This is a genomic window from Haloquadratum walsbyi J07HQW2 (assembly GCF_000415985.1).
In the GTDB taxonomy this organism is placed as follows: Archaea; Halobacteriota; Halobacteria; order Halobacteriales; family Haloferacaceae; genus Haloquadratum; species Haloquadratum walsbyi_B.
This window is the reverse complement of the sequence record NZ_KE356561.1, coordinates 797641-820961: the sequence shown is the minus strand read 5'-3', so window position 1 is coordinate 820961 and position 23321 is coordinate 797641. Positions and strand designations below refer to the sequence as shown.

General features: G+C 46.9%; 23 protein-coding genes and 1 tRNA gene. 11 read left to right on the top strand and 13 right to left on the bottom strand.

Going from position 1 to position 23321, the window contains the following annotated elements; genetic code table 11:
- Positions 1–124: 124 nt before the first annotated feature.
- The 5 genes from J07HQW2_RS03795 to tenA all read right to left on the bottom strand — a co-directional run bounded on the left by J07HQW2_RS03795 (position 125) and on the right by tenA (position 4775).
- The gene (locus tag J07HQW2_RS03795; RefSeq protein ID WP_021054025.1) at positions 125–724 is read right to left on the bottom strand and encodes a TlpA family protein disulfide reductase; all 600 of its coding nucleotides are present in this window, start codon (positions 722–724) and stop codon (positions 125–127) included.
- Entirely contained in the window at positions 721–1398 is a 678-nt protein-coding gene (locus J07HQW2_RS03790) for an SCO family protein (protein WP_021054024.1), read from the bottom strand. The genes J07HQW2_RS03795 and J07HQW2_RS03790 overlap by 4 nt, the downstream gene beginning before the upstream one ends.
- 267 nt (positions 1399–1665) lie before the next feature.
- Positions 1666–2238 carry a DUF1684 domain-containing protein gene (locus J07HQW2_RS03785; protein ID WP_021054023.1) on the bottom strand — a complete coding sequence of 191 codons (573 nt, stop codon included), beginning with the start codon at positions 2236–2238 and terminating at the stop codon, positions 1666–1668.
- A gap of 195 nt (positions 2239–2433) precedes the next feature.
- The gene (locus J07HQW2_RS03780) at positions 2434–4023 is read right to left on the bottom strand and encodes a sodium:solute symporter family transporter (protein ID WP_021054022.1); all 1590 of its coding nucleotides are present in this window, start codon (positions 4021–4023) and stop codon (positions 2434–2436) included.
- 86 nt (positions 4024–4109) lie between these two features.
- A complete protein-coding gene (tenA, locus tag J07HQW2_RS03775) occupies positions 4110–4775 on the bottom strand; it encodes a thiaminase II (protein WP_021054021.1) in 666 nt (221 codons plus the stop codon).
- A gap of 383 nt (positions 4776–5158) precedes the next feature.
- Between tenA and J07HQW2_RS03770 the strand changes: the two genes are divergently transcribed.
- Together J07HQW2_RS03770 and J07HQW2_RS03765 are read left to right on the top strand one after the other, a co-directional pair.
- On the top strand, positions 5159–5587 hold the full coding sequence (locus J07HQW2_RS03770; RefSeq protein WP_048075460.1) for a VOC family protein: 429 nt from the start codon (positions 5159–5161) through the stop codon (positions 5585–5587).
- 468 nt (positions 5588–6055) lie between these two features.
- A complete protein-coding gene (locus tag J07HQW2_RS03765) occupies positions 6056–6256 on the top strand; it encodes a hypothetical protein (protein WP_021054019.1) in 201 nt (66 codons plus the stop codon).
- 399 nt (positions 6257–6655) lie between these two features.
- On the opposite strand, the gene J07HQW2_RS03760 is transcribed toward J07HQW2_RS03765, so the two are convergent.
- From J07HQW2_RS03760 to J07HQW2_RS03745, 4 genes are all read right to left on the bottom strand, one after another.
- Entirely contained in the window at positions 6656–7660 is a 1005-nt protein-coding gene (locus J07HQW2_RS03760; RefSeq protein ID WP_048075459.1) for an alcohol dehydrogenase, read from the bottom strand.
- Between the two features lie 183 nt (positions 7661–7843).
- Positions 7844–8434 carry a dihydrodipicolinate synthase family protein gene (locus J07HQW2_RS03755; protein WP_021054017.1) on the bottom strand — a complete coding sequence of 197 codons (591 nt, stop codon included), beginning with the start codon at positions 8432–8434 and terminating at the stop codon, positions 7844–7846.
- Between the two features lie 243 nt (positions 8435–8677).
- Positions 8678–9085, bottom strand: coding sequence for an SHOCT domain-containing protein (locus tag J07HQW2_RS03750; RefSeq protein ID WP_021054016.1), 408 nt, complete (start codon positions 9083–9085; stop codon positions 8678–8680).
- A gap of 713 nt (positions 9086–9798) precedes the next feature.
- Positions 9799–9870: transfer RNA gene (locus tag J07HQW2_RS03745), tRNA-Ala, on the bottom strand.
- Between the two features lie 269 nt (positions 9871–10139).
- Between J07HQW2_RS03745 and J07HQW2_RS03740 the strand changes: the two genes are divergently transcribed.
- From J07HQW2_RS03740 to J07HQW2_RS03725, 4 genes are all read left to right on the top strand, one after another.
- On the top strand, positions 10140–10616 hold the full coding sequence (locus J07HQW2_RS03740) for a 30S ribosomal protein S15 (protein ID WP_021054015.1): 477 nt from the start codon (positions 10140–10142) through the stop codon (positions 10614–10616).
- A 191-nt stretch (positions 10617–10807) separates the two neighbouring features.
- Positions 10808–12514, top strand: coding sequence for a hypothetical protein (locus tag J07HQW2_RS03735; RefSeq protein ID WP_021054014.1), 1707 nt, complete (start codon positions 10808–10810; stop codon positions 12512–12514).
- A gap of 10 nt (positions 12515–12524) precedes the next feature.
- On the top strand, positions 12525–13067 hold the full coding sequence (locus J07HQW2_RS17600) for a KEOPS complex subunit Pcc1 (RefSeq protein WP_021054013.1): 543 nt from the start codon (positions 12525–12527) through the stop codon (positions 13065–13067).
- Between the two features lie 10 nt (positions 13068–13077).
- Positions 13078–13716 carry a 30S ribosomal protein S3ae gene (locus tag J07HQW2_RS03725; RefSeq protein WP_021054012.1) on the top strand — a complete coding sequence of 213 codons (639 nt, stop codon included), beginning with the start codon at positions 13078–13080 and terminating at the stop codon, positions 13714–13716.
- A gap of 219 nt (positions 13717–13935) precedes the next feature.
- Here the strand turns inward: J07HQW2_RS03725 and J07HQW2_RS03720 are convergent, their stop codons facing one another.
- Positions 13936–14409, bottom strand: a complete 474-nt coding sequence (locus J07HQW2_RS03720; protein ID WP_021054011.1) for a cupredoxin domain-containing protein — start codon at positions 14407–14409, stop codon at positions 13936–13938.
- A 209-nt stretch (positions 14410–14618) separates the two neighbouring features.
- Between J07HQW2_RS03720 and J07HQW2_RS03715 the strand changes: the two genes are divergently transcribed.
- Positions 14619–15317, top strand: a complete 699-nt coding sequence (locus tag J07HQW2_RS03715) for a protein sorting system archaetidylserine synthase (protein WP_021054010.1) — start codon at positions 14619–14621, stop codon at positions 15315–15317.
- Positions 15318–15519: 202 nt separating this feature from the next.
- Here J07HQW2_RS03715 and J07HQW2_RS03710 read toward each other — a convergent pair whose 3' ends face one another.
- Positions 15520–15801, bottom strand: coding sequence for a DUF7111 family protein (locus J07HQW2_RS03710; RefSeq protein ID WP_021054009.1), 282 nt, complete (start codon positions 15799–15801; stop codon positions 15520–15522).
- Between the two features lie 349 nt (positions 15802–16150).
- Between J07HQW2_RS03710 and J07HQW2_RS03705 the strand changes: the two genes are divergently transcribed.
- Both J07HQW2_RS03705 and J07HQW2_RS03700 read left to right on the top strand, forming a co-directional pair.
- Positions 16151–17224 carry a phytoene/squalene synthase family protein gene (locus tag J07HQW2_RS03705; RefSeq protein ID WP_021054008.1) on the top strand — a complete coding sequence of 358 codons (1074 nt, stop codon included), beginning with the start codon at positions 16151–16153 and terminating at the stop codon, positions 17222–17224.
- 140 nt (positions 17225–17364) lie between these two features.
- Complete coding sequence (locus J07HQW2_RS03700; RefSeq protein WP_021054007.1) at positions 17365–18219, top strand: cytochrome c oxidase subunit 3; 855 nt, start codon at positions 17365–17367, stop codon at positions 18217–18219.
- Between the two features lie 203 nt (positions 18220–18422).
- On the opposite strand, the gene J07HQW2_RS03695 is transcribed toward J07HQW2_RS03700, so the two are convergent.
- Positions 18423–20084: a potassium channel family protein gene (locus J07HQW2_RS03695; protein ID WP_021054006.1), complete on the bottom strand. Its 1662-nt coding sequence runs from the start codon at positions 20082–20084 to the stop codon at positions 18423–18425.
- A gap of 315 nt (positions 20085–20399) precedes the next feature.
- On the opposite strand from J07HQW2_RS03695, the gene J07HQW2_RS03690 reads away from it, so the two are divergent.
- A complete protein-coding gene (locus J07HQW2_RS03690; RefSeq protein ID WP_021054005.1) occupies positions 20400–20624 on the top strand; it encodes a DUF7123 family protein in 225 nt (74 codons plus the stop codon).
- A 640-nt stretch (positions 20625–21264) separates the two neighbouring features.
- Entirely contained in the window at positions 21265–21717 is a 453-nt protein-coding gene (locus J07HQW2_RS03685) for an SRPBCC family protein (RefSeq protein WP_021054004.1), read from the top strand.
- 808 nt (positions 21718–22525) lie between these two features.
- On the opposite strand, the gene J07HQW2_RS03680 is transcribed toward J07HQW2_RS03685, so the two are convergent.
- Positions 22526–23321 (bottom strand): RIO1 family regulatory kinase/ATPase domain-containing protein (locus J07HQW2_RS03680; protein WP_048075134.1); only part of this gene is annotated, 796 nt, incomplete at its 5' end.

Here is a 23321-nt window from a genome sequence, read left to right as displayed (position 1 = left end):
TCACACAGAATGATATGACCGAGTCAATTGCCACTGAGTGGTGTGAATATATACACAAGAGATAGTGGTGGAACATGTGATCAAAAAGCTCGTAAGGACAGAGCTATGCTCATTTAAATCATATTCAACCATCTTCAGTTTCACTTCCACTTCCACTCAGTACAGCATCTAGCTCATGTTGAAGTGTCTGTACTGATGTCACACCAGCGTCCTTCCATTGGATTTCTCCTGATGCATTGGTGATAACAAGATATGGAAGTCCCCGTGCACCGAGGATACTCATCAGTCTCGCTTCTGAGTCGAGACCAACGCTCCATTCGCCATCATGCTTACTCCACCATGATTTGATATCAGCACGGCTAAGTGTCCCACCGATCCGCTCGTTAGTGACCGAAACGAACGTGACCTGATCATTATATTGTTCATACACTGTTGAGAGTGCATCCATCTGCGTCTGGCATGGTGTACACCATGTTGCAAACAGGTCAATCACTGTTGGCGTCCCCATCGCTGGAACTCGCATTGTTCGCTCACTGGACTCCCCTTTATTGAGTGTCGATAACTGAATCGGAAGGGTTGTCGGGTAGCCTATTGACTCATTTGATTCTCCGGTAGTGTCTGACCGTGTTACAGATGGAGTCGGCAATCCACGCTGTAATACCAACACACTCCCACCAGTGAGCGTAATTCCACCGGCAGCCTTCAAAATTGTACGCCGTTTCATCGATTTCGGAGTGTTTTGAGATCGGTGATGATTCGCGTGACATCTGGTGTCTGTGTTCGATAAGCGCGTTCAATATAACCGTCAGCATTTATCAAATAGGTGAGTGCAGAGTGAGCAAACATATACATATCCATATCTTCTGGTTGTGTTCGCTCAAACGTGACGCCAAATTCTTTATCAACGACTGCCTTTGCCCGTTCAGGTGATCCCGGACGGAGGAACTGCCAGTTAGCGTCATCAACGACAATATTCATCATTTTGCTGTACTCCCGAAGGCGAGTAGCATTATCTCGTTGTGGGTCGAATGTCGTCGGAAGGAACCGTATCTGGTCAGTGTAGTCATTTTCAATTGCATCCGCCTGGATATTGCGTATTGTTTGGATTAATATCGGACAAACAGTTTGACAGTGACTATAAAAAAATGTCACAATCGACGGTGTCTCAATATCTCTGACTGTCACTGTGCGTGACGCAATCGAAGCAGGTAATGTTACATCTGGAACACGCTGTCCCCATGCTGGGTACGGTAATTCTTCGCTTGTGTACTCGCGGTCAGGTTCGGAGAGAGTGACATTCGGGTTACCATCATCAAGGCTCAGTGTCGACCCAAGACATCCAGCCGTCGCGAAAGCCCCGACACCGGCAACGCCGTGAAGATAATTCCGTCTGTCCATGCCAGTAGTATTGTGTCATCGGAGCAATAAACATCGCGATTTGAGCGCTGATAACGAACGAAACGTTGTTATGGTATAGCCTAACTGTGCACCCTAGTATACCAAACATTGCAATATGAGTGACGAGCGCTGGTCTAGGGTGAAAGAGTATTCTCACGTCAGAATATGGAGCGTCTAATACTCCTGGATACGACTGAATCATATGCCGGATTCAACCGCTAACTGTCGTAACGTAAGAGTAATTTGAGGACCGTTGGTGATGATTATTCACTTTTCATGATGTAACTTCCCTGGAAAGTCTTTTTCACCAGCTTCGACCGGAATATCAAGCCAATTTTCTGCAGGAACAAGTGGGCATTCGTACGCTGGATTGTATGCACATGTTGGATTATATGCACGATTTAGATCAAGCGTCCATGCTCCGTTGTCAGTGTGGTCCTCCGCTGGCTCAAGGTCGACATATCGTCCTGCACCATATGTCTCGGATCCGCTTGTTGTATCGCGAAATGGGACCCATAGCCGATCAGTACTATCTGTGGGTTCATATGCCGCAATGGAGATTGCAGTTTTGTCGACTGTAAGGTTAAACTCTCCAACACGGCGATATGTCTGCTCTCCATCAGCAGTTGTCTCAACGGTAATGATTTCTGGGTCATCATCACGCGCAAGCGGGATATTAAACCGATAGTCCGGATTGATTGGATAGTACTCTAAACCAGGGAATGATTCACCTCTGAAATTCGGTGGCATCGGCGATCGGTCGCTACTGCGGAAATACTGCTCTTTGTTCGCTCGAGTTTTTTGTATCTCTTCCTGCCAGTCATCAGGTGTTGTGCTCATAGGATATCTGTCCTCAGTTATTGTTATATATTATATTGAATAACTTTTCTGTGGTCTTCCGAGGTTATTGCACTCAAACCAGAGAGCGTATTCCACATCTGGCAATGACAGTGGATACAACAGATCGCTCGTTGAATGAATTATACTATCTACTTGCCTATATGACAGTTGAGTTTCAGGTTTGGTTTCGGTTCATTATCTCTCCGAGGTGTGCTCGTTAGACTCAATATCAGAAGATGTAGATGCTGACTCCTCGGCGCATGCCTGACCACCATCTGCTATCGGGTCATCAAGACGGGTGATCTCAGTGCCAAGCGTATCAAGGTCAAATCGCGTCGTAGTGAGCCGAGAAATAACTATCGTAACAGCGATTGAAGTAAGAAATGATCCGCCAAACGCTGTGAGATACAACGGGTCAGCACTCGGGAGCACTGGACCGACAAGTGGGATTGCAGTAATAAACCCGCGAAGGTCCGGAAAGTACGCGAGCCCGACAGTAAGTCCAGAGAGACTCCCGATAAGTGCACCAACGCCAGTAAGTCGCTCACTGTAGAGCCCATACACAAGTGGGAACGCAAGCGCTGTCCCAAGAAGATCGGCAAGGAAAAATAATCGAAGCACACTCTGTGCCCGGACACTCACATAGACAGCTGCAAATGCAATACAGAGGGTAAATCCGCGTGCGATCCACTGAAGTTGACGATCAGTGCTTTCTGTGTATATCTGCGCAAGATCAACCGTGATGAGACTTGAAAGTGCATTAAACAGTGTGTCAACAGAACTCATTACAAGTGATAATGCAAGAAGCACCACCACGACAATAACCCACTCTGGGACTGCTGTCTGAAGTAACACGAAAAATGCCACATCAGCGTTGTATGCTGTACTTGCTGGGTCAGTCACGATATCTGTGTGCCCAGTCGCAACGACACCAAGAAATGCAGCAATGAAAACAATAACTCCATTCAAAATCGTTGCGCGGCGGAATGCAGTTGTAACGCTTTCACTATCTGTTCCTGCATAGATCCGCTGCCACCATGTTTGATTAAGCAACTCTGCTCCAAGAATCGCAAACGCAAGTGCAAGCCCAAACTGGAATCCTGCTGCCGCCGTCGGGTTGAGAAGCGTTGGGTCTGTGGCTGTGATATTCCCGATAACTGACGTCGGTCCCCCAAGTGCGAGTACCGTTGCTGCGAATGCAACAGCTAACAATGGAATGACAATAACTGCTTGCACCGTATCAGTGAATATACTTGCTCGAAGCCCACCATAGCCGGTATATAATAACACAAACCCACCAACGAGTGTTGCCGTCTGCCATTGTGGGACATCGGCGACGAACGCAAGCGCCCCCGCAATACCGGTCAACTCCGCAGCAACGAACACAAACATATACAGACCGCTTACGATGACGACAAACCCATACATCGCTGTTCCGTAGCGTGCGCGTGCATACTCAGTGAGTGAGTGTCCTGATGGAATGAGATCTCGGATACGCGGACCCAATCGAGAATAAACATACATTGGCACAGCCTCGCCAACTGCGTACCCAATGACTGCTGCTACACCGAAGCCCGCTCCTGCCTCTGGTGCTGCAAAAAGAATCCACACACCCATTACCGATGCAACAAGTGTCGCTGTTGTCCGATTAGCTCCTGCTTGATTACGCGCGGTGATGAGGTCTTCAATTGATCCAACCCGACCCTGGCTATACCACATACCAGCAATCGTGAATCCAATGAGTGTCATCACCGTCAATCCAAGCACAAGAGTCGTGCTCACCATGGCATCCAGCCTCCAGCTTTGCTAATAATCGTGGGTCGACGCTTTGAGGTTATACTAACATTCCACGGATATATCAGATGCATCTTTTAGACCGTCCACTCTTCGCGCTGCCATGCAGCATCCCAAAAGCGATATTCATACTGTGCTGAGGTCTCAAATATATCGCGATAGCGCTCAATATCTGTCTCGCTTGCTTCAGCAGTCACCTCATCGGTGAGGGTCAGACACCACTCTGTGAGTTGATTAAACTCTTCACCGGTGTACATCTCAATCCACGCCGCGTACCGCTCATCTGCGGGCAACCCATCAGCAGCAAGACGTGTGGCGACGTCATTGAATCCCCACATACAGGGTAGCAATGCCACAATGAGGTCTGAAAATGAACCGAGTGCTGCGGTTCGAAGGAGAAAATCAGTGTATGCCTGCGTGGTCGGCGATAGTGGTGTCGTTTCGAGTTCAGTCTCAGTAATTCCAAACTCTGCTGCATATGATCGATGAAGGCTCATTTCTTCTTCGACCGTTGCAGTGAGTAAATCTGTGAATGTCTTCATTCGATCAAATGTTGGCGCTTTAGCCGCTCCAAGCGCGAAGAGTCTGCTATACTCAATCAAATATTGATAGTCCTGTCGGACCCAATATTTAAATCGATCTGTTTGAAGAGTTCCGTCACCGATGCCGGAAACCATTGGATGTTCAACAATCGCTGTCCAAATTTCGTCCGCTCGGGGACGTATCTCATCTGTGAATGTCATATATTCAGTCTATATCAACGGAGCATTAAAATTATTATGCGATTTTACAACCAAATAATAATCTTCAGTCACATACTCTCGTCTACTGATTATGCTAACGAGGACTGTATATATTCTGGGTGTGGAAGTAGATACAATACAGAGATCCACGGGATTAAGATGTGTTAGCTAGGTTCTCTTCCTCAATGAGCGACCCGAAATAACGGTGAGCGAGTAGGGTGAGGTAGCTCACATTCACGATGTCCATAGGGATCATTCAACGAATCCCACAGGCACGAGTGTGGATAATCAGCTATCATTTTGTGTGGAATCTCAAAAGCAGTGATATTCTATTCATCGATAATCCACAGTCGTATTTATTATTCCAGCTGTTAGTCTCGACAATGACATCGACACCGTCACCAACACTGCATCATATCGGAATTACTGTTGATGTGCTTGAGGAAATGGTTGATTTTTACACTGAAACGCTCAATCTTGATATTCTCACACGATTCAACGTTGGTGATGAGGCGTTTGCAACTGCTGTCGATGTGCCCAATGCACACGCTGAGTTTGTCCATCTCGATACTGGTGATGGTCGACTTGAACTCGTCTCATATACCCCATCAAATACACAGCATACTTCAGTTGGGTTGAACACCTCTGGGACAGTGCATATCGGAGTTACTGTTGAGGATATCGACGCAGTGTACGCGTCGCTTCCAGATGATGTCAAGACGGTGAGTTCTCCCCAGACGACCGATACAGGAACACGGGTTTGTTTTTTGCGTGATCCTGAATCAAATCTTGTCGAATTATTATCGATATAATCAATAGGACTCGTTCGAACTCTCATGACATCCTGCGAATAATTACCTGTTTTTCTGTCGATCCGAGCGTGTTTTTATCCGACGACGCTATTCAAAGCGTCGAGTTGTATTCACTGACAAGCCCCACCCTCAAGGAGCAAACCGCGTCAGCGGTGAGCGAGTAGGGTGGGGTAGTTGACTGATTGAGTAAGGATTAATTACGTGTGATGTCTTTGCTCGTAATATATTTCAGAATTAATAAATATATGAGTAATTATCGTTGCACTAACATAAAAATATAGAGCTGATGGATATACGCTATCTACCGTTTTGTCCATTCTCATGCTGTTTGCAGGCAATTCACATGGATGCATTCGTCGCACTGGGACTCCATATTTCGGCTATATAATTCGTGATAAATACCGGATATAAAGGCATGAATTAGTACTGATAAAGCCTCATACCTAGATATAACATCTGTATATATAGATGAAACAAAACATCCCACAACAGCGACAACGCAGTGCCGAAGACGAACGTGAATTCTACTTGCCTGGAATTGCTGTGTCAGCAGCAATTGATCGACTTGAGTCAACCATTGGATCCCGCCTTGGTGCTCGACAGCCAATCCGACTCCCGGTGAGTAGAGAGCGTCTTACCCAGACGATTGAACAACACCGCGCCGACTGAGCATATCGGTCAACGAATATATGCTGTAATTCTCTGACGTGCTGCGGGATATTCTCCCGGTGAGCTGATTCACATATCAGTTTTATTTTCGAAGTGATTTCACCTGCAGCCGTTGTTGATACCAACTTACCCGATGAAATGATTTTTAATAGTTCTGTGAGCCGACATACTGGTTTCATCAAAGTATCACCAATGACAAGTGCCTATTCGAATTTATATTATTTTCCAAGGAGGGGCTCACCTCACAGTTAGCCGGTAATCAAATGATGAAGTAAAGAACGTGTTTGTTCATATCAGATGCGAATCAACCGATGGGATACGACTCGAGTATAATATTATCAAACCATCTGAGAAGGAGCCACTATAGCTAATTACGACGTTTGACAGCAGGTATCTGTATTACGGCTCAATTACAGCACGGAAGCGTGCTTCATTTTCGATCATCCGGCTGTAAGCTGTTGTGACCTCATCAAGTGAGTATCTCTCGACTTCAGGGGTGATCTCACGAAGAGCACTAAATTCAAGCGTATCCTGTGAATCGCGTGCATCTCCAGATGCCCATCCCTCAACACTACTTCTGGCTCCAACGAGATCCTGCCCACTGGCTTCGATTGGTTCACCTGGAATACCCACAACAACAACAGATCCGTCAGATCCGAGCCCACTAACGACACTGCTAATTGCATCGCTAGCAGGTGCGGTTGCAAGGATGACCGAAGCACCACCAAGTTCATTCAGCCGCTCTGCTGGGTCGACTGATGTTGCATCAATGAAATGATCAGCACCAAGTTCCTTTGCAAGTGGTTCCTTATCTGCACTTCGTGACAAAGCGACCGTTTCAAAGCCTGCTGCATGTGCATATTGAATACCAAGATGACCAAGACCACCAATCCCTTGTACAGCAACTAGGTCACCTGGACGAGCTTCCGTATTTCTGAGGGCATTATATGTTGTCACACCAGCACACAAGAGGGGGGCTGCCTCAACAGCACTCAACTCATCGGGGACTGCGGCCACTGCCTCCGCTGGGACAGTCATGTATTCGGCGTATCCCCCATCATAGGATAATCCAGTTATTTGTGCGTCGACACATTGTTGAAAATCACCGCGCCGGCATGCATCACAATTGAAACAGTGACCACCATGCCACCCAACACCGACACGGTCATTATTTTCCCACATATCGACATCTGTTCCGACAGCATCAATCCGTCCTGCGACTTCGTGACCTGGAACACGTGGGTATTCAACGCCCGGATAAGTTCCCTCCTTAGCAAATACGTCACTATGACAGATTCCACACGCGTCGACAGCAATGCGGACCTCATCTGACCCAGGCTCTGGAACTGGGCGATCAACAAGATTAAATTCTGCTCCCGGTTCAGAAACAACAGCAGCCTGCATATTCTCAGGCATACTGGTTATCTGATAGCGGGATATGATAAGGTGTCGATGTCGCCTATTCGTCAACGATAGCGTCTGAAATGAGAGATGTGACTCGTGAATGTGCATTATTAGGAAGTTCAACGAGTGGCAATCTCACACGTGCCGAATCGATGATTCCACGATATGCGAGTCCTGCTTTTGTCACTGGTGCAAATCCATACCATATTCAACACAGAAGTCGAATAACGGTGCAAGGGCTGATTGCTCAATCTCAAGTGCAGTTTGTGTGTCGCCTCGAAATGCTGTATTTCGGATAGTATCAAATCGTTCTGGAAGCACATTTGCGAGCGCATTAATCCCGCCGGCTGTTCCAGCATGAACACCACTCACATAGTGTCGGTCATATCCCTCAAATGCATGAAATGAAGAATCAGTCTTTGATAACACTTCAAGAATATAATCGAAATCACCACCTGAGTCCTTCAAACCAATAATATCATCATGTTCAGCCAGTGTAGCAACCGTCTGAGGCTCGATTTGCTGTCCGGTGCATGCTGGGATATTATTCGTTGCATCGACTGCTGTATCAATAACTGCACGATATTCCATTGTCGTGAGACTCGCAAATTCACCGGTTGTGCCACATGGAATAATTCCATCAATTCCGGCATCGCTCACAAATTCGATGACCGAACGCAGTCCGGCATGATCAACATTAGTGTCATTATCATCACCACTGGTAAATGGTGTCACAATCGGACATAGTACACTGCGAGTGTAACTTCCAGACATTATTGTCCACACTGTATGGGCAGTGGTATTGTTCTGTCGGCGAGTGTGAGAATTAACTGCGAACAAACGACTACATCATGAGATTCTAAATGGATATGATGAAGACAGTCAGTACCCGCACGGCTGAAGCCGTAGGCTCCCGCGCTGCTACCACTGTGATTTGATATCGGTAACTCCAACTATATCACTCAGGTAGTGTATATAATATTCATCTCTGTATCGAGTCAGACAGTGGCTCACAGTTCACTCTAATTCACGTTTTATTTCACGTAATTGATCGGATACATCATCGCTGTTTGAGGTAGTCGTGGATTCCTGAACATCCTCGGTTTCGAGCATTAATTCCAGTCGCCGCTCAAACTCAGCTTCATCAATTTTCCCATTAGCGTATCGTTGCCGAAGCGTCGTGAGAGGGTCCTCGTCATCCGTCGTTTCATTCACTGAAGACTCAACATCGCCAGCTTCGATAAGTGGGAAGTCCTCACCAAGCAGTCCAATCAGTGGTATCAGGATGAAAAATCCAAGAATGAACGTGATTGATACAATAGTACCCAATCCGAGAACCGCGAATAATGAGGAGAGCCCAAAGGATAGAATGGCAATGAGTCCAGCCAATCGTTTTTTACTGAATGTGGGGAGGGACTGACCCATAGGTTAGTTCATGTGTGCAAAATTAAAAATGCCATTAGTCGTAATCACCTCAAGAAATAATCTGACTATATGATGAAAATTGAGCCTGACATGTTTATAGAGATTCAAGGAGAATCCCTGCGTCTGTCGGCGCAGGACAGGATAGGACAGGCTAGGCTGAATCCATTATCAGCACAGTGAAGAAACTAGATAACGTATGTCCTAACAAGGTCAGGTCGGAACGAAGCGATTCCGACCGACCTTCGGAGGCGGTTTCTCCGCCAGTAATGAGACAGTATCCGAAACGCTCACCGATGGATCACGCAGGCGAGAAGCCTGTGCCTGTGTCTGTGTCCGTGTCAGTGAGGTGAGTTGAGTACACAACGATACGATACCTCTACGTCTGAGTCTCCCAACGTGTCACTAACTCGCTGTTGGCAAACCAAACATAACAGCAGTGAATCAGTGACACTGAGAATAGGAGTAACGGTAGTTTGGCACTGCCAGTCAGCCAGCCACTGAACTTGAACTGATCACGATGGCTGGGTGAGATGCGTTCCCGTAAAGTGACAGCAACCATGGTTGGAAACCTGCCACTCTCAACGCTCGGGATTCCTCCCGCCTTCAGTTCAGGCGGAGGAGGATGTCAAACCGATACCGTAGCGGATCTAATCGTTTCGGTCTTGAAATAAGGATCTTCCAATCGACTGCGATAATAAAAAAGCGATCTTTGATGGACTCACCGGGATTTGAACCCGGGGCCTCTCCCATGCCAAGGGAGTGATCTACCCCTGATCTACGAGCCCACATGCTAAATATAGCTAGCCTAATTACGATATTAAGCCCTTCGACTCATACATTAGTATTTTCCACAGGTATCGGTCGCAATGTTTTTAATATACTCAACCGCTAACTATGTTGGGAACAGCACGGCCGCAAGTCTGACTCGCCGTATTTTGACGGCTTGGGATTGCGGAAGTGTGATACTAGAGTCAATACTCGTCTCTTATTTCACCGCTTTTCTGCGGTCTGTGCGGTTCCAATCATATATTGACTACATTAGACTAATACAACAATGGCACGAATGCATACCCGCCGCCGTGGTTCGTCCGGCTCGGACAAACCGGTGGCAGATGACCCCCCAGAATGGAGTGACGTTGGTGCTGAGGCAATTGAAGAACGTGTTGTCGAACTTGCAGAACAAGGACATGAACCAAGTCAAATTGGTATGAAGCTCCGTGATGAAGGCGTCAAAGGAACTCCAATTCCAGACATCAAACTCGCAACTGATAAGAAAGTAACGACGATTCTTGAAGAACATAACGCAAAGCCGGAGCTCCCCGAAGATCTTCGGAATCTCATGGAACGCGCAATCCGACTCAGACGGCATGTCAACGAGAACGGACAGGATATGCAGAATAAGCGCGCACTCCAAAACACTGAATCTAAAATCCGTCGTCTCGCCTCGTACTACCGTGGTAGCGAACTTGATGAGGACTTCACATATAGCTTTGAGGTTGCTGTCGAGTTACTTGACGCAGAAGAGGAATAAACCGAACACAAAAGCCGCGATACAGAACATATAGACCGATCATACGACGGTGTCGTGATGATTGCTTAGACAATCTCCATATATGTTCATAGTAAAATAACAGAGGTATACAGTAATCATACGCGTACAATCACCGTGCTAGGACCTCACCATACTACCAACCGACTCAGCTCAACTCACTACATACGACGATGACAATATCGACACGCTCTGAGATGCCGACAACAGATGTCTCTGCTGAGAGCGTTGCAGCGACGCTTATGGATACGGCATTTGTTCATGTCATATGTCGGAGCGACGGTGATGCTATTGCAGCAGCAGGGCTACTCGCACGTACGCTTCGTCGAGAGAATATTCCATTTCAAATCCGTGCCGACCAGTTTGGACGGGCTGACCCAACGGCTGATGATCAGGATGAGGATCTCTGTATCGCACTTGGACTGTCGCACTCGGCAGCAGATATCAATATCAATCCATTTGAACAATCGGTGACGCGCAGCGTTTATGCCGTCATCAAATCACTCAATACACCACAACAGGTATCCCAGTCCAGTTTCGATACTGTGAGCGACGCGAGCGGAGATAATAATGATGTGTATATTCCACCAACTGACACTCTGCTCGCACTTGCCGGTATTGTTGCGAGTGGTGCGTCACTCAATATTGAATCAGTAGTTGGCACACAGGAGCAGACTCAGACACAGTCGGAAATAAAGAATGACACCGAGTTTGCTGCATCATTACTTGAAACACTGACAACAACAGACATGATCTCTGTTAATCAACAGCCAGGAGTCGGAATTCCTGTGAATAATATTGTTGATGGGCTTGCTCACTCAACGCTGATTCATGCATCATTCAGTGGCGATGTCGATGCTACTCGGACAATGATGACTGAAATTGATACCGATGCTGACATATGTTTTGAGGCTAGCGATGATAGTGATAATACGGGCGGATCCGCCGAAGCAGCATTGTTGAAACATCTATCAGCCGAGGATCAGCGGGTGATTGCCTCTGCAGTCACCATCGATATTGTCAAAACATCAATAGCGTCGACTGAAACTGCAGTATCGATTGAGCAGGCTCTTCATCCACAGTATCTATCGGAAGCTCCGATGACGACAGTCGAAGGATACGCAGACGTTCTTCGTTCGGCTTCGCGCGAGCGTCCAGGTGCTGCTATTGCACTCGCAATCAATCAGGATGTGAATGATGCAGCAGTCACTGCCTGGCGTGAGCATGCACAAACTGTTCATGCCATACTACAAACCGCGCATACTGGGCGATATGATGGAGTCTATGTTCTCCGGTGTCACAATCAAGATGACACACAAAGCCCGACTACAAATTCAGATCCAAGTTCAAATGCAGATGCAAATGTAAATGATAATGATGGTGACCCGACTGATACTATTGAGTCTGGAACGACAGCAGCAACAGAGTCAGAGTCAGTGTCAGTGTCAGTAGATGATATTCCAACTCCAAGCCCAGGACAATTACTAACAGCTGTGGAACTTGCTGCTAGATATCAAGCGCCTGAACCTCTTGTGCTCGGATTATGCGATGAGTTCGTTGGGGTTGCTGTGCAATCGACAGTGAACTCGCAGTCGGGATCGATTAATACTGATGCAGTTGCACTCGCAGAGACGCTTAGAACAAATGCCGGTGCAGATACAACCGATGCCTCTGTGAGTGATGACGTTGTCAGTCACATGAACGCATCAACATCGTCACCGGAATCTAATGATACTGACAATGATCATAATGGTGAAATAAATCAAATGCAACACGGGTGGATTGGAGATTCGAATCAAGCACTTGTGCGCGTCGATCCAACTATTCCCCCGGCAGAGATCATCGCTATAGTTCGTGAATTCACCCGAGAGGAATTATGAGGACGAACATATGAGAGATAATGATACAGGCGAGAATCAAGGAGAGAAAACTGATACTTATACAGCTAATGCAGATTGCGAACACAAAGACGATAACAACGAAATAAAGTACCGAGCGGATGACCAACAAAATATAACAGACGACGATGGCGCGAGCATGGATGTGACCCAAGGACAAGACCCAACGTTAGATTCAGATCTAGACTCGGAGTCGTTGTCAACGCCATCATCCACGTCTATGTCTATCGATACAGAGTCGCATGCTAATGCAGATCCGATGAAGGTATCACGGACTGCACAACTTGAGACAACGCACACTGATATTGAGGTTGTTGCAGCAGCACTACGACCAGATAATACCGCATCAATGTCAATGACTGTTGATAAGAGTGCAGAAACCCTTCAGACGACAATAACCCGCGAGACGACTGGTGGGGTTCAATCAACAGTTGATGACACGATAGTCAATCTGACGGTGGCAGACGCCATCATCACCGCAGTTGAACAGTGCCGTACAGATCGTACGAAGTCGAAGTCACAGTCACAGTCATAAACACAAACACATGAGTGAACGATCAGTTTCAAAACAGAAGAGTAGCGACCGATGGTATAGCATAATTGCTCCAGAGCAATTTGACCGAAGTGAACTTGGATCAACCTTTGCAGACGATCCTGAGAAAATACACGGGAGAACTGTTGAAGTAACACTTGGTGATATCACCGGCGACCAGGGTGAGAATAATACGAAGCTCAAGTTCAAAATAAATGATGTTACGAGCGATGCAGCATACACTGAATTTATTAAACACGAGCTTGCACGTGATTACTTACGAAGTCTCATTCGACGAGGCGCGTCGAAGATTGATGCTGCAATCACCGTCCGCACAACAGACGATTACCGTGTGCAATTACAGCCGGTTGCATTCACGACAAAGAAAGCTGACCGGAGTCAGGAACAGGCAATTCGACGCGTTATGATTGATCTTGTTGAAGATGCCGCCGATGAACGTACTTTTGCAGATCTAATCGATGGCGCAATTGAAGGTCGACTATCTTCCGCAATATACGGTGAGGCGAAAACAATCTATCCACTTCGCCGCGTTGAAGTGCAGAAGCTAACGCTTGAAGCTCGTCCTGAAGAGGTTGCCGCTGAGGAGGCTGCTGCGGTTGATGTCGGCGAAACAGACGTCGCAGTCGAATAATATTATCGAGCATCAATCACTATTGAGGTGCGATATCTGCTAATAGAAGTAAAATCAGATAGCCAATAGTTGATATATTGCGATATCATATGCCAATAGTGATTTAATCAGCAATTAAACTGAGACGCATGACGGATCCGGACGGAGCGGATATACGATATAAAGAAACTCAGTTCAATCAGTATTCTATAATTTAGAATATCATATCCGGCGGTTCAATCACCCAGTAGACTCGACGATGACAGTCCCAATCATGCCCTGCTGTTCATGTGGGATACAGAGGTATTCATACGTCCCTGGTATATCAAAGGTATATTCCCAGGTTTCACCTCCATCAATTAGCCCACCCAGATCATTCCGAAATGCCTCACGAGCAGCATCCTCAGTCTCATATCCACCAGTTGCAAAAAATGATGCTTCATCAGGGATCCCTGATTCATATGCCGTAACTGTGTGACCACGGGAACTGGTGTTCTGCCACACAACACTTTCACCGACTGTAACTGTAATCTCCTGTGGTGTATATGCGATTGCTGTCATTCCGATATCGTATGCATCACCGCTTTCAGACATAGAGCTACCGAGACACCCAGCCATACCCGTTGTGATAACAGCACTGGCACTAGCACCGAGTGATGCGAGAACCTGCCGACGTGAGGGACCATCTACGTCATTCACTATTTTATTATTCATGCATACTTATGAAAGCGCGAAGGGTATATCACTTATTAGTAAGAATATTTAATGACGATTGTTAAGATCCTAAATAATGACTTCGTCTATCGATTAGCGTTTTATTACCTTTCGGGCAGTGCATGTTAGCAATTGTAATTATCGTCAGTAACTACAATCGAAATATGCGAATGTAAAGAGGTAAATTGGTCCTCTGAATTGCTGAGAGTATGAAACCACGGTTCGTCGGTCGGGTTGGACTTGCCGACGTCGTGACTATCGCCAATGCCGCCGTTGGATTTCTTGCTACAGTAGCCGCAACAGTAAACATCACACTTGCCGCACGGCTCATCTTACTTGCAGCGATTGCCGATGCGCTTGATGGAGTTGTTGCTCGTCGTCGTGGAGGGACAGCTGTCGGTGAGTATCTTGACTCACTCGCAGATGTTGCCTCATTCGGCGTTGCACCAGCGTCAGTAGCTGCGGTAGCAATTCTCGACGTATGGAGTCAATCGGACTGGTGGGGGCTCGCTCTTGCCGGCACAGCTCTATTTGTCGCCGCTGCAGTAACACGACTGGGTTTGTATACAGCCTACGATAGTGCAAGTGCTGAGACTGAGGGCGTCCAAACAACATTAGCAGCAACAGTTCTTGCTGCCGGCGTGCTTGCTGGATTCACGAATCCAGTTATTCTTTCTTTGCTTGTAATAATTCTGACAGCGCTTATGCTCGCGCCAATTACGTACCCTGATCTTCATGCCCAGGATGCCATTGTGATGGGGGCTGTTCAACTAGCAGCTATTGGATTGAGCGGACCGTTTGGACATCGCATTGCCGGCACGCTCGGAGAAGGATTCGCCTTCGGATTGCTGTTTTTATCACTCGCTTATCTCGTATTGGGACCGCGATTTTACTGGCGGCGTGAATGATAGATACAACTGATTGAGGTGGGATCAAAGTCGGTAGTATCAGCTATTGACTCCCAAGGTGAATATTATCGAGTGATACAGGGCGTATAAGTTCTTTCTCCGAGCTCTAAACGATATTTGAATGACTCGTCCTGTGTCTGGTTATACTAGGGTGAGATAATCGCAGATTAAACTTAATTCTCAAGTCAAATATGACTGTAAATTACATCCCCATATCCGCAGCAGGTTCGGGGATTGGAAGCTCATGGACATTCACACTAAGCAATTCTGCGGCGTGATCAAGTGCCATATCAAATCCATAATATCGCTCCAGTTCATCGCCGTTTGCGTCAGGTCGTACCTTCAACATTGCATATCCCTCTATATTCTGTGCAACTGCAGCTGTTTGTCCGCCAGTCTCTGCTTCAAACTCAAGCACACGTTCGGTCTCGGTTTCACGATATCGTGCCACGATGCCATCGGCTTCTGTCTCATTCGCAACCATATCAGGTGTTTAGATACCGAGATAGTCGTATCTACCGGTCGTGTCACGAGCAGTGTAGTCAATTAATATTTATATAGTTGATAAATAATCACTGTATGTACAACTATTATGTTTATATCTATACTAGTAACGACTATTTCTAACATACGCTCTATGTTGCTGACGGATTACTTTCTAGAGTTGAACGAATAAAATTATATTCAGTATTATGATACCTATACGCCACACAGCATCGATAATACATTCAGTTATTTCATTGGTTGAGGTAATACACACTGAGAGATACCAAGTTACCGTTCCCTCCCGCGAACCTTTTTAATCCTTACTTCATATTGGCATACTACCCCGAATGTCTCAGCAGGATGACCACCCGAGAGTCGACCAGGCTGATTTAAATTGGTGCCATAGGTCGGTGCAGGGCGTCTCACGGACTTTCGCGCTTACCGTCGACGTTCTTGAGGAACCGATGTCGTCGTATATTTGTCTTGGCTACCTTGTTTGTCGGATTGCGGATACAATTGAGGATGCCTCACATATCTCATCAGAAACACAAGCAGAGTTACTTGAGATGTATGATGCTGCGCTTGATCCTGAAAGTGAAACAGACGCTGTTGCCTTTGCGTCTGCTGTAAAGCCGCATCTTCCGGCCGGTGAATTGAATGATGACTGGGCCGTTGTTCGTGATGCGCCCCGTGTTCTTCGTACGTTTGAAGCGCTTCCTGACGAGGTTCAAACAGCTATCATTCCACCGGCAAGAGAGCTTGTCCAGGGAATGACCACCTTCGTCGATCGATATTCCAATGATGGCGGACTCCGCATTCAGACGCGTGAGGAACTTGAAGAATACTGCTATTATGCGGCAGGAACAGTTGGAAATCTCATCACAAATCTTCTCACACGAGATGGAATCGCCTCAGAACGACGACAACGGCTATATGAAACAGCAGAGGAGTTTGGATTATTACTGCAGTTGGTGAATGTCTCAAAAGATGTCTATGATGACTATACCGATGAGGATAATATCTATCTTCCAGCTGAGTGGCTTGATGATGAGGATGTCCCACAGGGTGAACTCGTTGATCCCGAACATGAGGCTGGCGCCGCGACTGTCGTTCGGCGGACAGCGTCACTTGCTGGTTCGTTTCTTGATGATGCTCAAACGTATCTTGAAACAATCCCACTTCAAGATGGGAATACGCTTGAAGCATGGGCAATTCCATTTTTATTAGCCGTTGGTACCCTTCGTGAACTCCTGTCACGCCCTGAGGATGCTCTCTCTGAGACAGATGTGAAGGTTTCTCGCGAAGAAGTATTTGCGGTTGTCGAAGAAATGTCAGGAACGACTGATCGTGAGGTGCTCAAACAGCTTCGTACACGGATTGCTGAAGAACCGTATCACCGACGTCCAACAAGTGCTGATTGATATTGATCGTGAGACTGTCTCATGATCAATCTGTGTTTCTGTTATTATAGCAGATGAGTCAGTGGTCTCGCACCGTGTATCAGATCGTATAGATACGGCTTTGAGTGGGTTTTTAATCATTGAATCGCAAGGGAGTCTATATGGGTACCGAAGAAGCACAGGATGATCATGGGCATCATCTCCCTGCAGTTGAGGACTGGCCTCGGGGGTTTGGCGAAGCGAGTTGGTGGCCATTCGTCACTGCAGCTGGGGCGGCGAGTGTATATGTGGCAGCAGCATTATACATTTTAGGGCAGAGTGGCAGTGGACTTGTTGGACCGATGGTAGGTCCTGCAACAATGGTTGTTGCTGTTGGTATCTTTCTTGCTGGTCTATACGGCTGGGTATATCATGCCTTTGTCAGTCATTTCTGGTCACGGGAATCAAGCGGGCAAAGCGCAAATAAACTCCGCTGGGGGATGTTAGCATTTCTTGGATCTGAACTCGCAACATTCGGAGCATTATTTGGATACTACTTTTATATACGCGCTGGTAACTGGAGTTCGATTTTTGTTGGCATTCCGACTCTCACAGGATCACTTGTATTGATTAATACGACGTTATTGATTGCATCATCTGTAACCCTTCATTATGCACATGTTGCAATTCGAAATGATAAGCGAAAGAAATTCATTGGCGGTCTTTTAGGAACGCTTTTGCTTGGAGTCGTGTTCATTGGTGGACAAGTATATGAATACTATGAGTTTATTATCCATGAGGGGTTCACACTCACCTCAGGCATCTTCGCATCAGCATTCTTCGGATTAACAGGGTTGCATGGAATTCACGTGAGTCTTGGAGCGGTGTTGATCGGAGTTGTAACACTCCGTGGGTTGCTTGGACAGTACTCCGCTGATCGGCACGTATCCGTTAGTACTGCGTCTATGTACTGGCACTTTGTTGATGTTGTCTGGATTTTCCTTGTCGTCGTCCTGTATCTTGGCGCTGAGGTCTGAACGTAGATTAGTTATCTAATATCAATTATTTGCGATGGTACATACTAACTGTTAAATCTTAGACTCGCTTGTTGATCATAATCATAGTGCGGGTCTCCAAGGTAATCACAGTCATTCTCTCAACAGGATTTCTCCGTCAATAAAAACACAACATGCACACATTGACCGAAACTTGAGTCACAACATTACATTTAGTGTCCTCTTCAGGTTGATGCCAGTTCGTTAAATCTCCTAATCCCAGCATCAGTGCCAACAACAACGACTGTGTCTGTCTCTTGAATTACAAAATCCGGACCAATGTTGGTTTGCAGTTCATCATCACGCTCTACGGCAACAACCGTACTTCCTGTTTGCGCCCGGACATCCGCCTCAATAAGCGATCGTCCAGCAAGTCCTGGAGCGTCGGTACGAACAACCTCAATCTGTGATTGTGCGACAATGACATCCTGCTCGGTCAGACTTGATGCCAGAATACGACCACTGACGGTCGATAACGCGAGGACATATTCAGCTCCGGCATGATAGAGCTTGGGAACGCTCTCAGCATCATTTGCCCGGACGATAATCTCCGTTTGAGGAGACACTTGTGAGATGACAAGCGTTGCAAAGATAGCTGTCGTGTCATCATCAATCGCAAGGAGAACACTCTCAGCGTTTTCAATTTCCGCCTCGTGTAATGTCTCAGCATTCGTCACGTCCCCGACCACATCGACACTGCCAGTGTCGGATTGATCTCGGTCAATAATAACATGCGTGAGATTTGCAGACTCAAGTGTCTCACCAGCACATCGACCAACTTCACCATATCCAGCAACAATGACGCGCCCACGTCGATGTCGTCGTGTCTGTGACTGTGCAAGCACACGGAGTCGTTCGAGCTGATCTTCAGTTCCGGTGACGACTAACACAGAATGTTCATCAAGTTCAGCTTCTGGTGATGGTGGTGAGACGAATTCACCACGAAACCAAATTCCAATTATATTAACACCAGTTCGTTGACCAACCTCGCTGTTGATGATCTTCTTTCCGACAAGCGTGCTATCAGGATGAATAAGCACTTCCGCAATCTCAAAGTCATCACCAATCGGAATTGCCTCGTTAAATTTTGATGCGATTGGTGATGCAGCCTTTTGTGCAAGAGTCTTGCCTAGCAACTGCCTTGGGGAAACGACCTGGTCAGCACCAGCGTACTCGTGATAATCGGTTACCTGCGGATCCTCGGCAAAGCTCACAATTCGAAGCTCACTCGTCAATTCACGTGCTGCGAGGATCACACTTGCATTCCGACGGTCATCTCCATCAGCAACGAGGGCACGAGCTGTCGATACATTTGCACTTGCCAATGTATCAACTGACTCAGGGTCACCATGTATCACCTCATACCCTTGCTGAGTAAGTTCGACTGCTCGATTCCGATCAGGTTCAATCACAACATGTGAGACACTTTGTGATTGTAGCTCATTGACAAGGACTGCCCCGCGGTCGGTAAACGCAGAGACAACAACATGATCTTCAAGTGTCGTTGTTGTTGGCGGACTCCGCTCAAGTGCTCGTTCAACGAGTGGAACAACAAATAACGGCAGCGTAGTGAAGATGAATGCAACCCCAGTCAATTGCATAAATATCGAAAGCGCAAGCACAGGTGTTGAACTCCATTGATCAGCGTCCTCACCATACCCTGTAGTAGTGAATGTCTCGACAACGACATGAAGTGCCTCAATCCAACTCACAGAAATGCCCTCAAACGTTGCCATTGACCATTGATACAGTGCAGTAAAAAGTATAATAGAACCAGATGCAGTAAGAATATATAGCCCAAGTCGCCGTCTCGTAGGTGAAATTGGCTGTTGGGTGTTAGGCGCCATGTTAATCCGACGATGAGGAAGGTAAAAAAATCGCCGAAGCAAGACGATAGCAGCGCTATATTACCAATTACCCTCAATTGATCATAATCGTCACACTACACTTTCTATCGAGAACGTGTCAATTGAGTCATACCAGCAATGAATTTCATACTCTGAGATACTTCCATATCTGTAAACGACCACAGGTCGGGTGACCCGTGGAACTCTCGCTGAAATATTTAGATTCATTGATTATTGACCAGTGGGGTGTGAACTTGTGCGCAAACTGAACAGACAAGAAACGATTAAGCCCAATCCCCACATACCATCGTACTGATGAGTAAATACACCGAAGAGGAACGACAAATCGTCGCGTACTTGCGCGATAGCGTCGCTGCGGGAGAACGATATTTCCGTGCGAAAAATATCGCCGACGCAATTGACCTCTCGGCGAAACAAGTCGGAGCACGACTACCCCAGTTGGCGGAGAAATCCGATGATGTTGATATCGAGAAATGGGGTCGGGCAAGATCAACAACATGGCGCATAACTCGTGGATAGTATTCAGTCGAGTAATTTTTTCAGTCTGTTAATATCTTATCCTTGCCGCACTATCAGTTATTGACGATATTAATCTAGTAGTTTCTGATATGCCCATTTATGTAATACAGTAGATGATTTTATGTAAATTCAAGGGCGTAGCCCCTTCCTCAGGGAGCGAGCGAAGTGAGCGAGTATGGAGGGAAAGGGACACGCCCGAAAACACAAACTATAGATAACCTGATGATACGCGATATAGCGCGGATGCAAATGGCTCGAAAGAGCATAGGAAATCCCAATTCAGAACTGTTCAGCTCTGTGGAGGGAGTAGAGTAGAGCGGGCTGTGGACGCCACACCACGCCTCACGACGAATAAGCCTCTCTGAGCCTGCATTTGCATCTGCATCTGCATCTGGGCAGACATTGACGGAAACGTCGGCTTCGCTGGAAGCCCCGTCGGTAAGGAGCGAACGGCGACGAGCCGTGAGTGAGTAGGTCGGGAGAGTTCACATCGGTTATAAATTTTGGCTACACGAATCAAAAATCAAAGCAAACAATGATTCTCTCCCAGATTGGTCTCAAAGAATCACCCTGACGCACATTTTGATTCGATAAGTTCTGATGACGTAGTATTTTTATCACCGCCATGTATAATCGCGGTATGACAGTACGGGTCAGGCGTGTCTTCGAATTCACGGTATCGCCTTCAGATGTGTGGGAGTTTATTGCTGACCCATCGAAACGGGCGGACGCGATTAGTGTTGTAGATACGTATGAGGTTGATAACTCACTCAATACTAATGATGATAACGTACCAACATCAGCTACATGGGAGGTGGCGCTGCCGATTCCACTCATTGACTCGACAGCAACAGTTGACACGGAAGATGTTGAAAGAGATCCGCCAACGCATGTCAAGTTTGTTGGAAAATCATCAATGATGAATGTTACCGGTGAGCACACAATTGAACGCAATGAGACGGGGGATATTACTCGGTTAATCAATGAATTTGTCGTTGATGGTCGTGTTCCAGGTGTTGAACGCTATTTTAAGCGCAATCTAGACGATGAACTTGATAATCTTGAGTCGGCGCTCCGACAGAGTTTCAAATAATCTACACATAAACGAGGCAAGTGCTTCGGGGTCAGTAGTCAGGGCTTTGATACTGTACTGATGTGACCTCGAGACCGAGAGGGTGAAGCCGATATACACAGTGATGACGCTACATGAGTTATAAAGGGTACAGCCAGAAAATCTCATAGACATATTACCGACCTTCATCTACTGCTGGCTGCAGCAGTCTGGAAATGTGGCCCCTCTCGACACCCGCCAGTGGCAGTGCGACGGGGACAGAGGTTTCACCGGGCATGGTCACGGTGGAGTGGCAGTGACCGACTCCGACTCCCACGGACGCTGCGGTGCGGTGCGGTGTGTTCTGGTGTTACTTCCAGCCGATTCCTCACTGAAAAGGGAAACATCGGGAGGACTGAAATTCCCTTGCTGGGGTAGTGCGGTCGACACAGGGAGGGGGGCTTGCCCCCGAGGTACTTCACAAGCAGTCACTCGGTGGGTTTATCCGGATACACATTCTTTGGTTATATGCCGACACAAGACGCTTTTCTCGTCGAGTCGGCAAATCTAACAACCGCACACCGCATCACATTCACACCGCAGTGTTTCGGGGTCCGCTGCGGTTACCACTCGCCTCCGCTCTTCACTGCGTCGCCTTCGCCTCCACCCTTTCACCTTCCGGTTCCACTCTGGGTTCTCACCCACACCTCTCTTTGAACTTGAGATAATGACTACTATTACTTAGGCCAGGGTGTGCAATAGTGATGACTCCCACCGATCTCATGAGTACATCACATATATTACACTTAGTGATATATTATCAACTAACGAATCAGAAATACTGCGGTCGTTATGCTGCTGGATTTGACTCAGCAGATGCAGCTCGGGTTCCAATTTCACCTTTGAGGACAGCGGAATCAAAGTCATGATCCGGGCGAATATTGACAAAATCAAGGAAGCGTGCTGCTACTAGAAGTTCTGAGAGTGTGTACGACGAAAGAGCTGCATCGATAGTCGATTTGGCACCGAGATGCGGTTCAAGTGCTCCTAATGCGCAAGCAATATCATATGCCATCGCATCAGCAACGCTCTCTTCATTTACATTCGTGACATCAATGAAATATACATCACTCTCATACAGAAGAATATTTTCTGAACGGAGGTCGCCGTGATACAGTCCGTCTTCATGCATCTGTCGTAGCATCCTGAAAATAACTGGTGCAATATCAGTCTCTGTCTGTCGGTCAACCGCATCAAGCGTCTGGAAATCCGGAAGATACTCAGAGACGAGAATGCCCAGATTATCCACCTCAAACGTTTCAATTGGCTTAGGAGTATTTAATCCAAGGTCACGCATTCGTTTGGCAGCTGTGAACTCGTGCTCTGCCATCTCTAGTGGTGTTGTAAAATGCTCAAAAAACCCCTCGCCTTCGGTTCCAGCAGAGAATGCCCCAAGATTTCGACCAGCGGTTAAAAGTGCGTGAACAACAGAATTTTGTTTTGAGATAACTTTAACGAACCACTTCTCATCAACAATCATAGGTGTCGAGAGCCAATTATCAGCTTCAAGAAATTCAATATGAAGTGGTCCAGTGGAATGATCGTATCGGTTAGTGAGCTCGCGAGCGACCGCCTCTAGTCGCGAC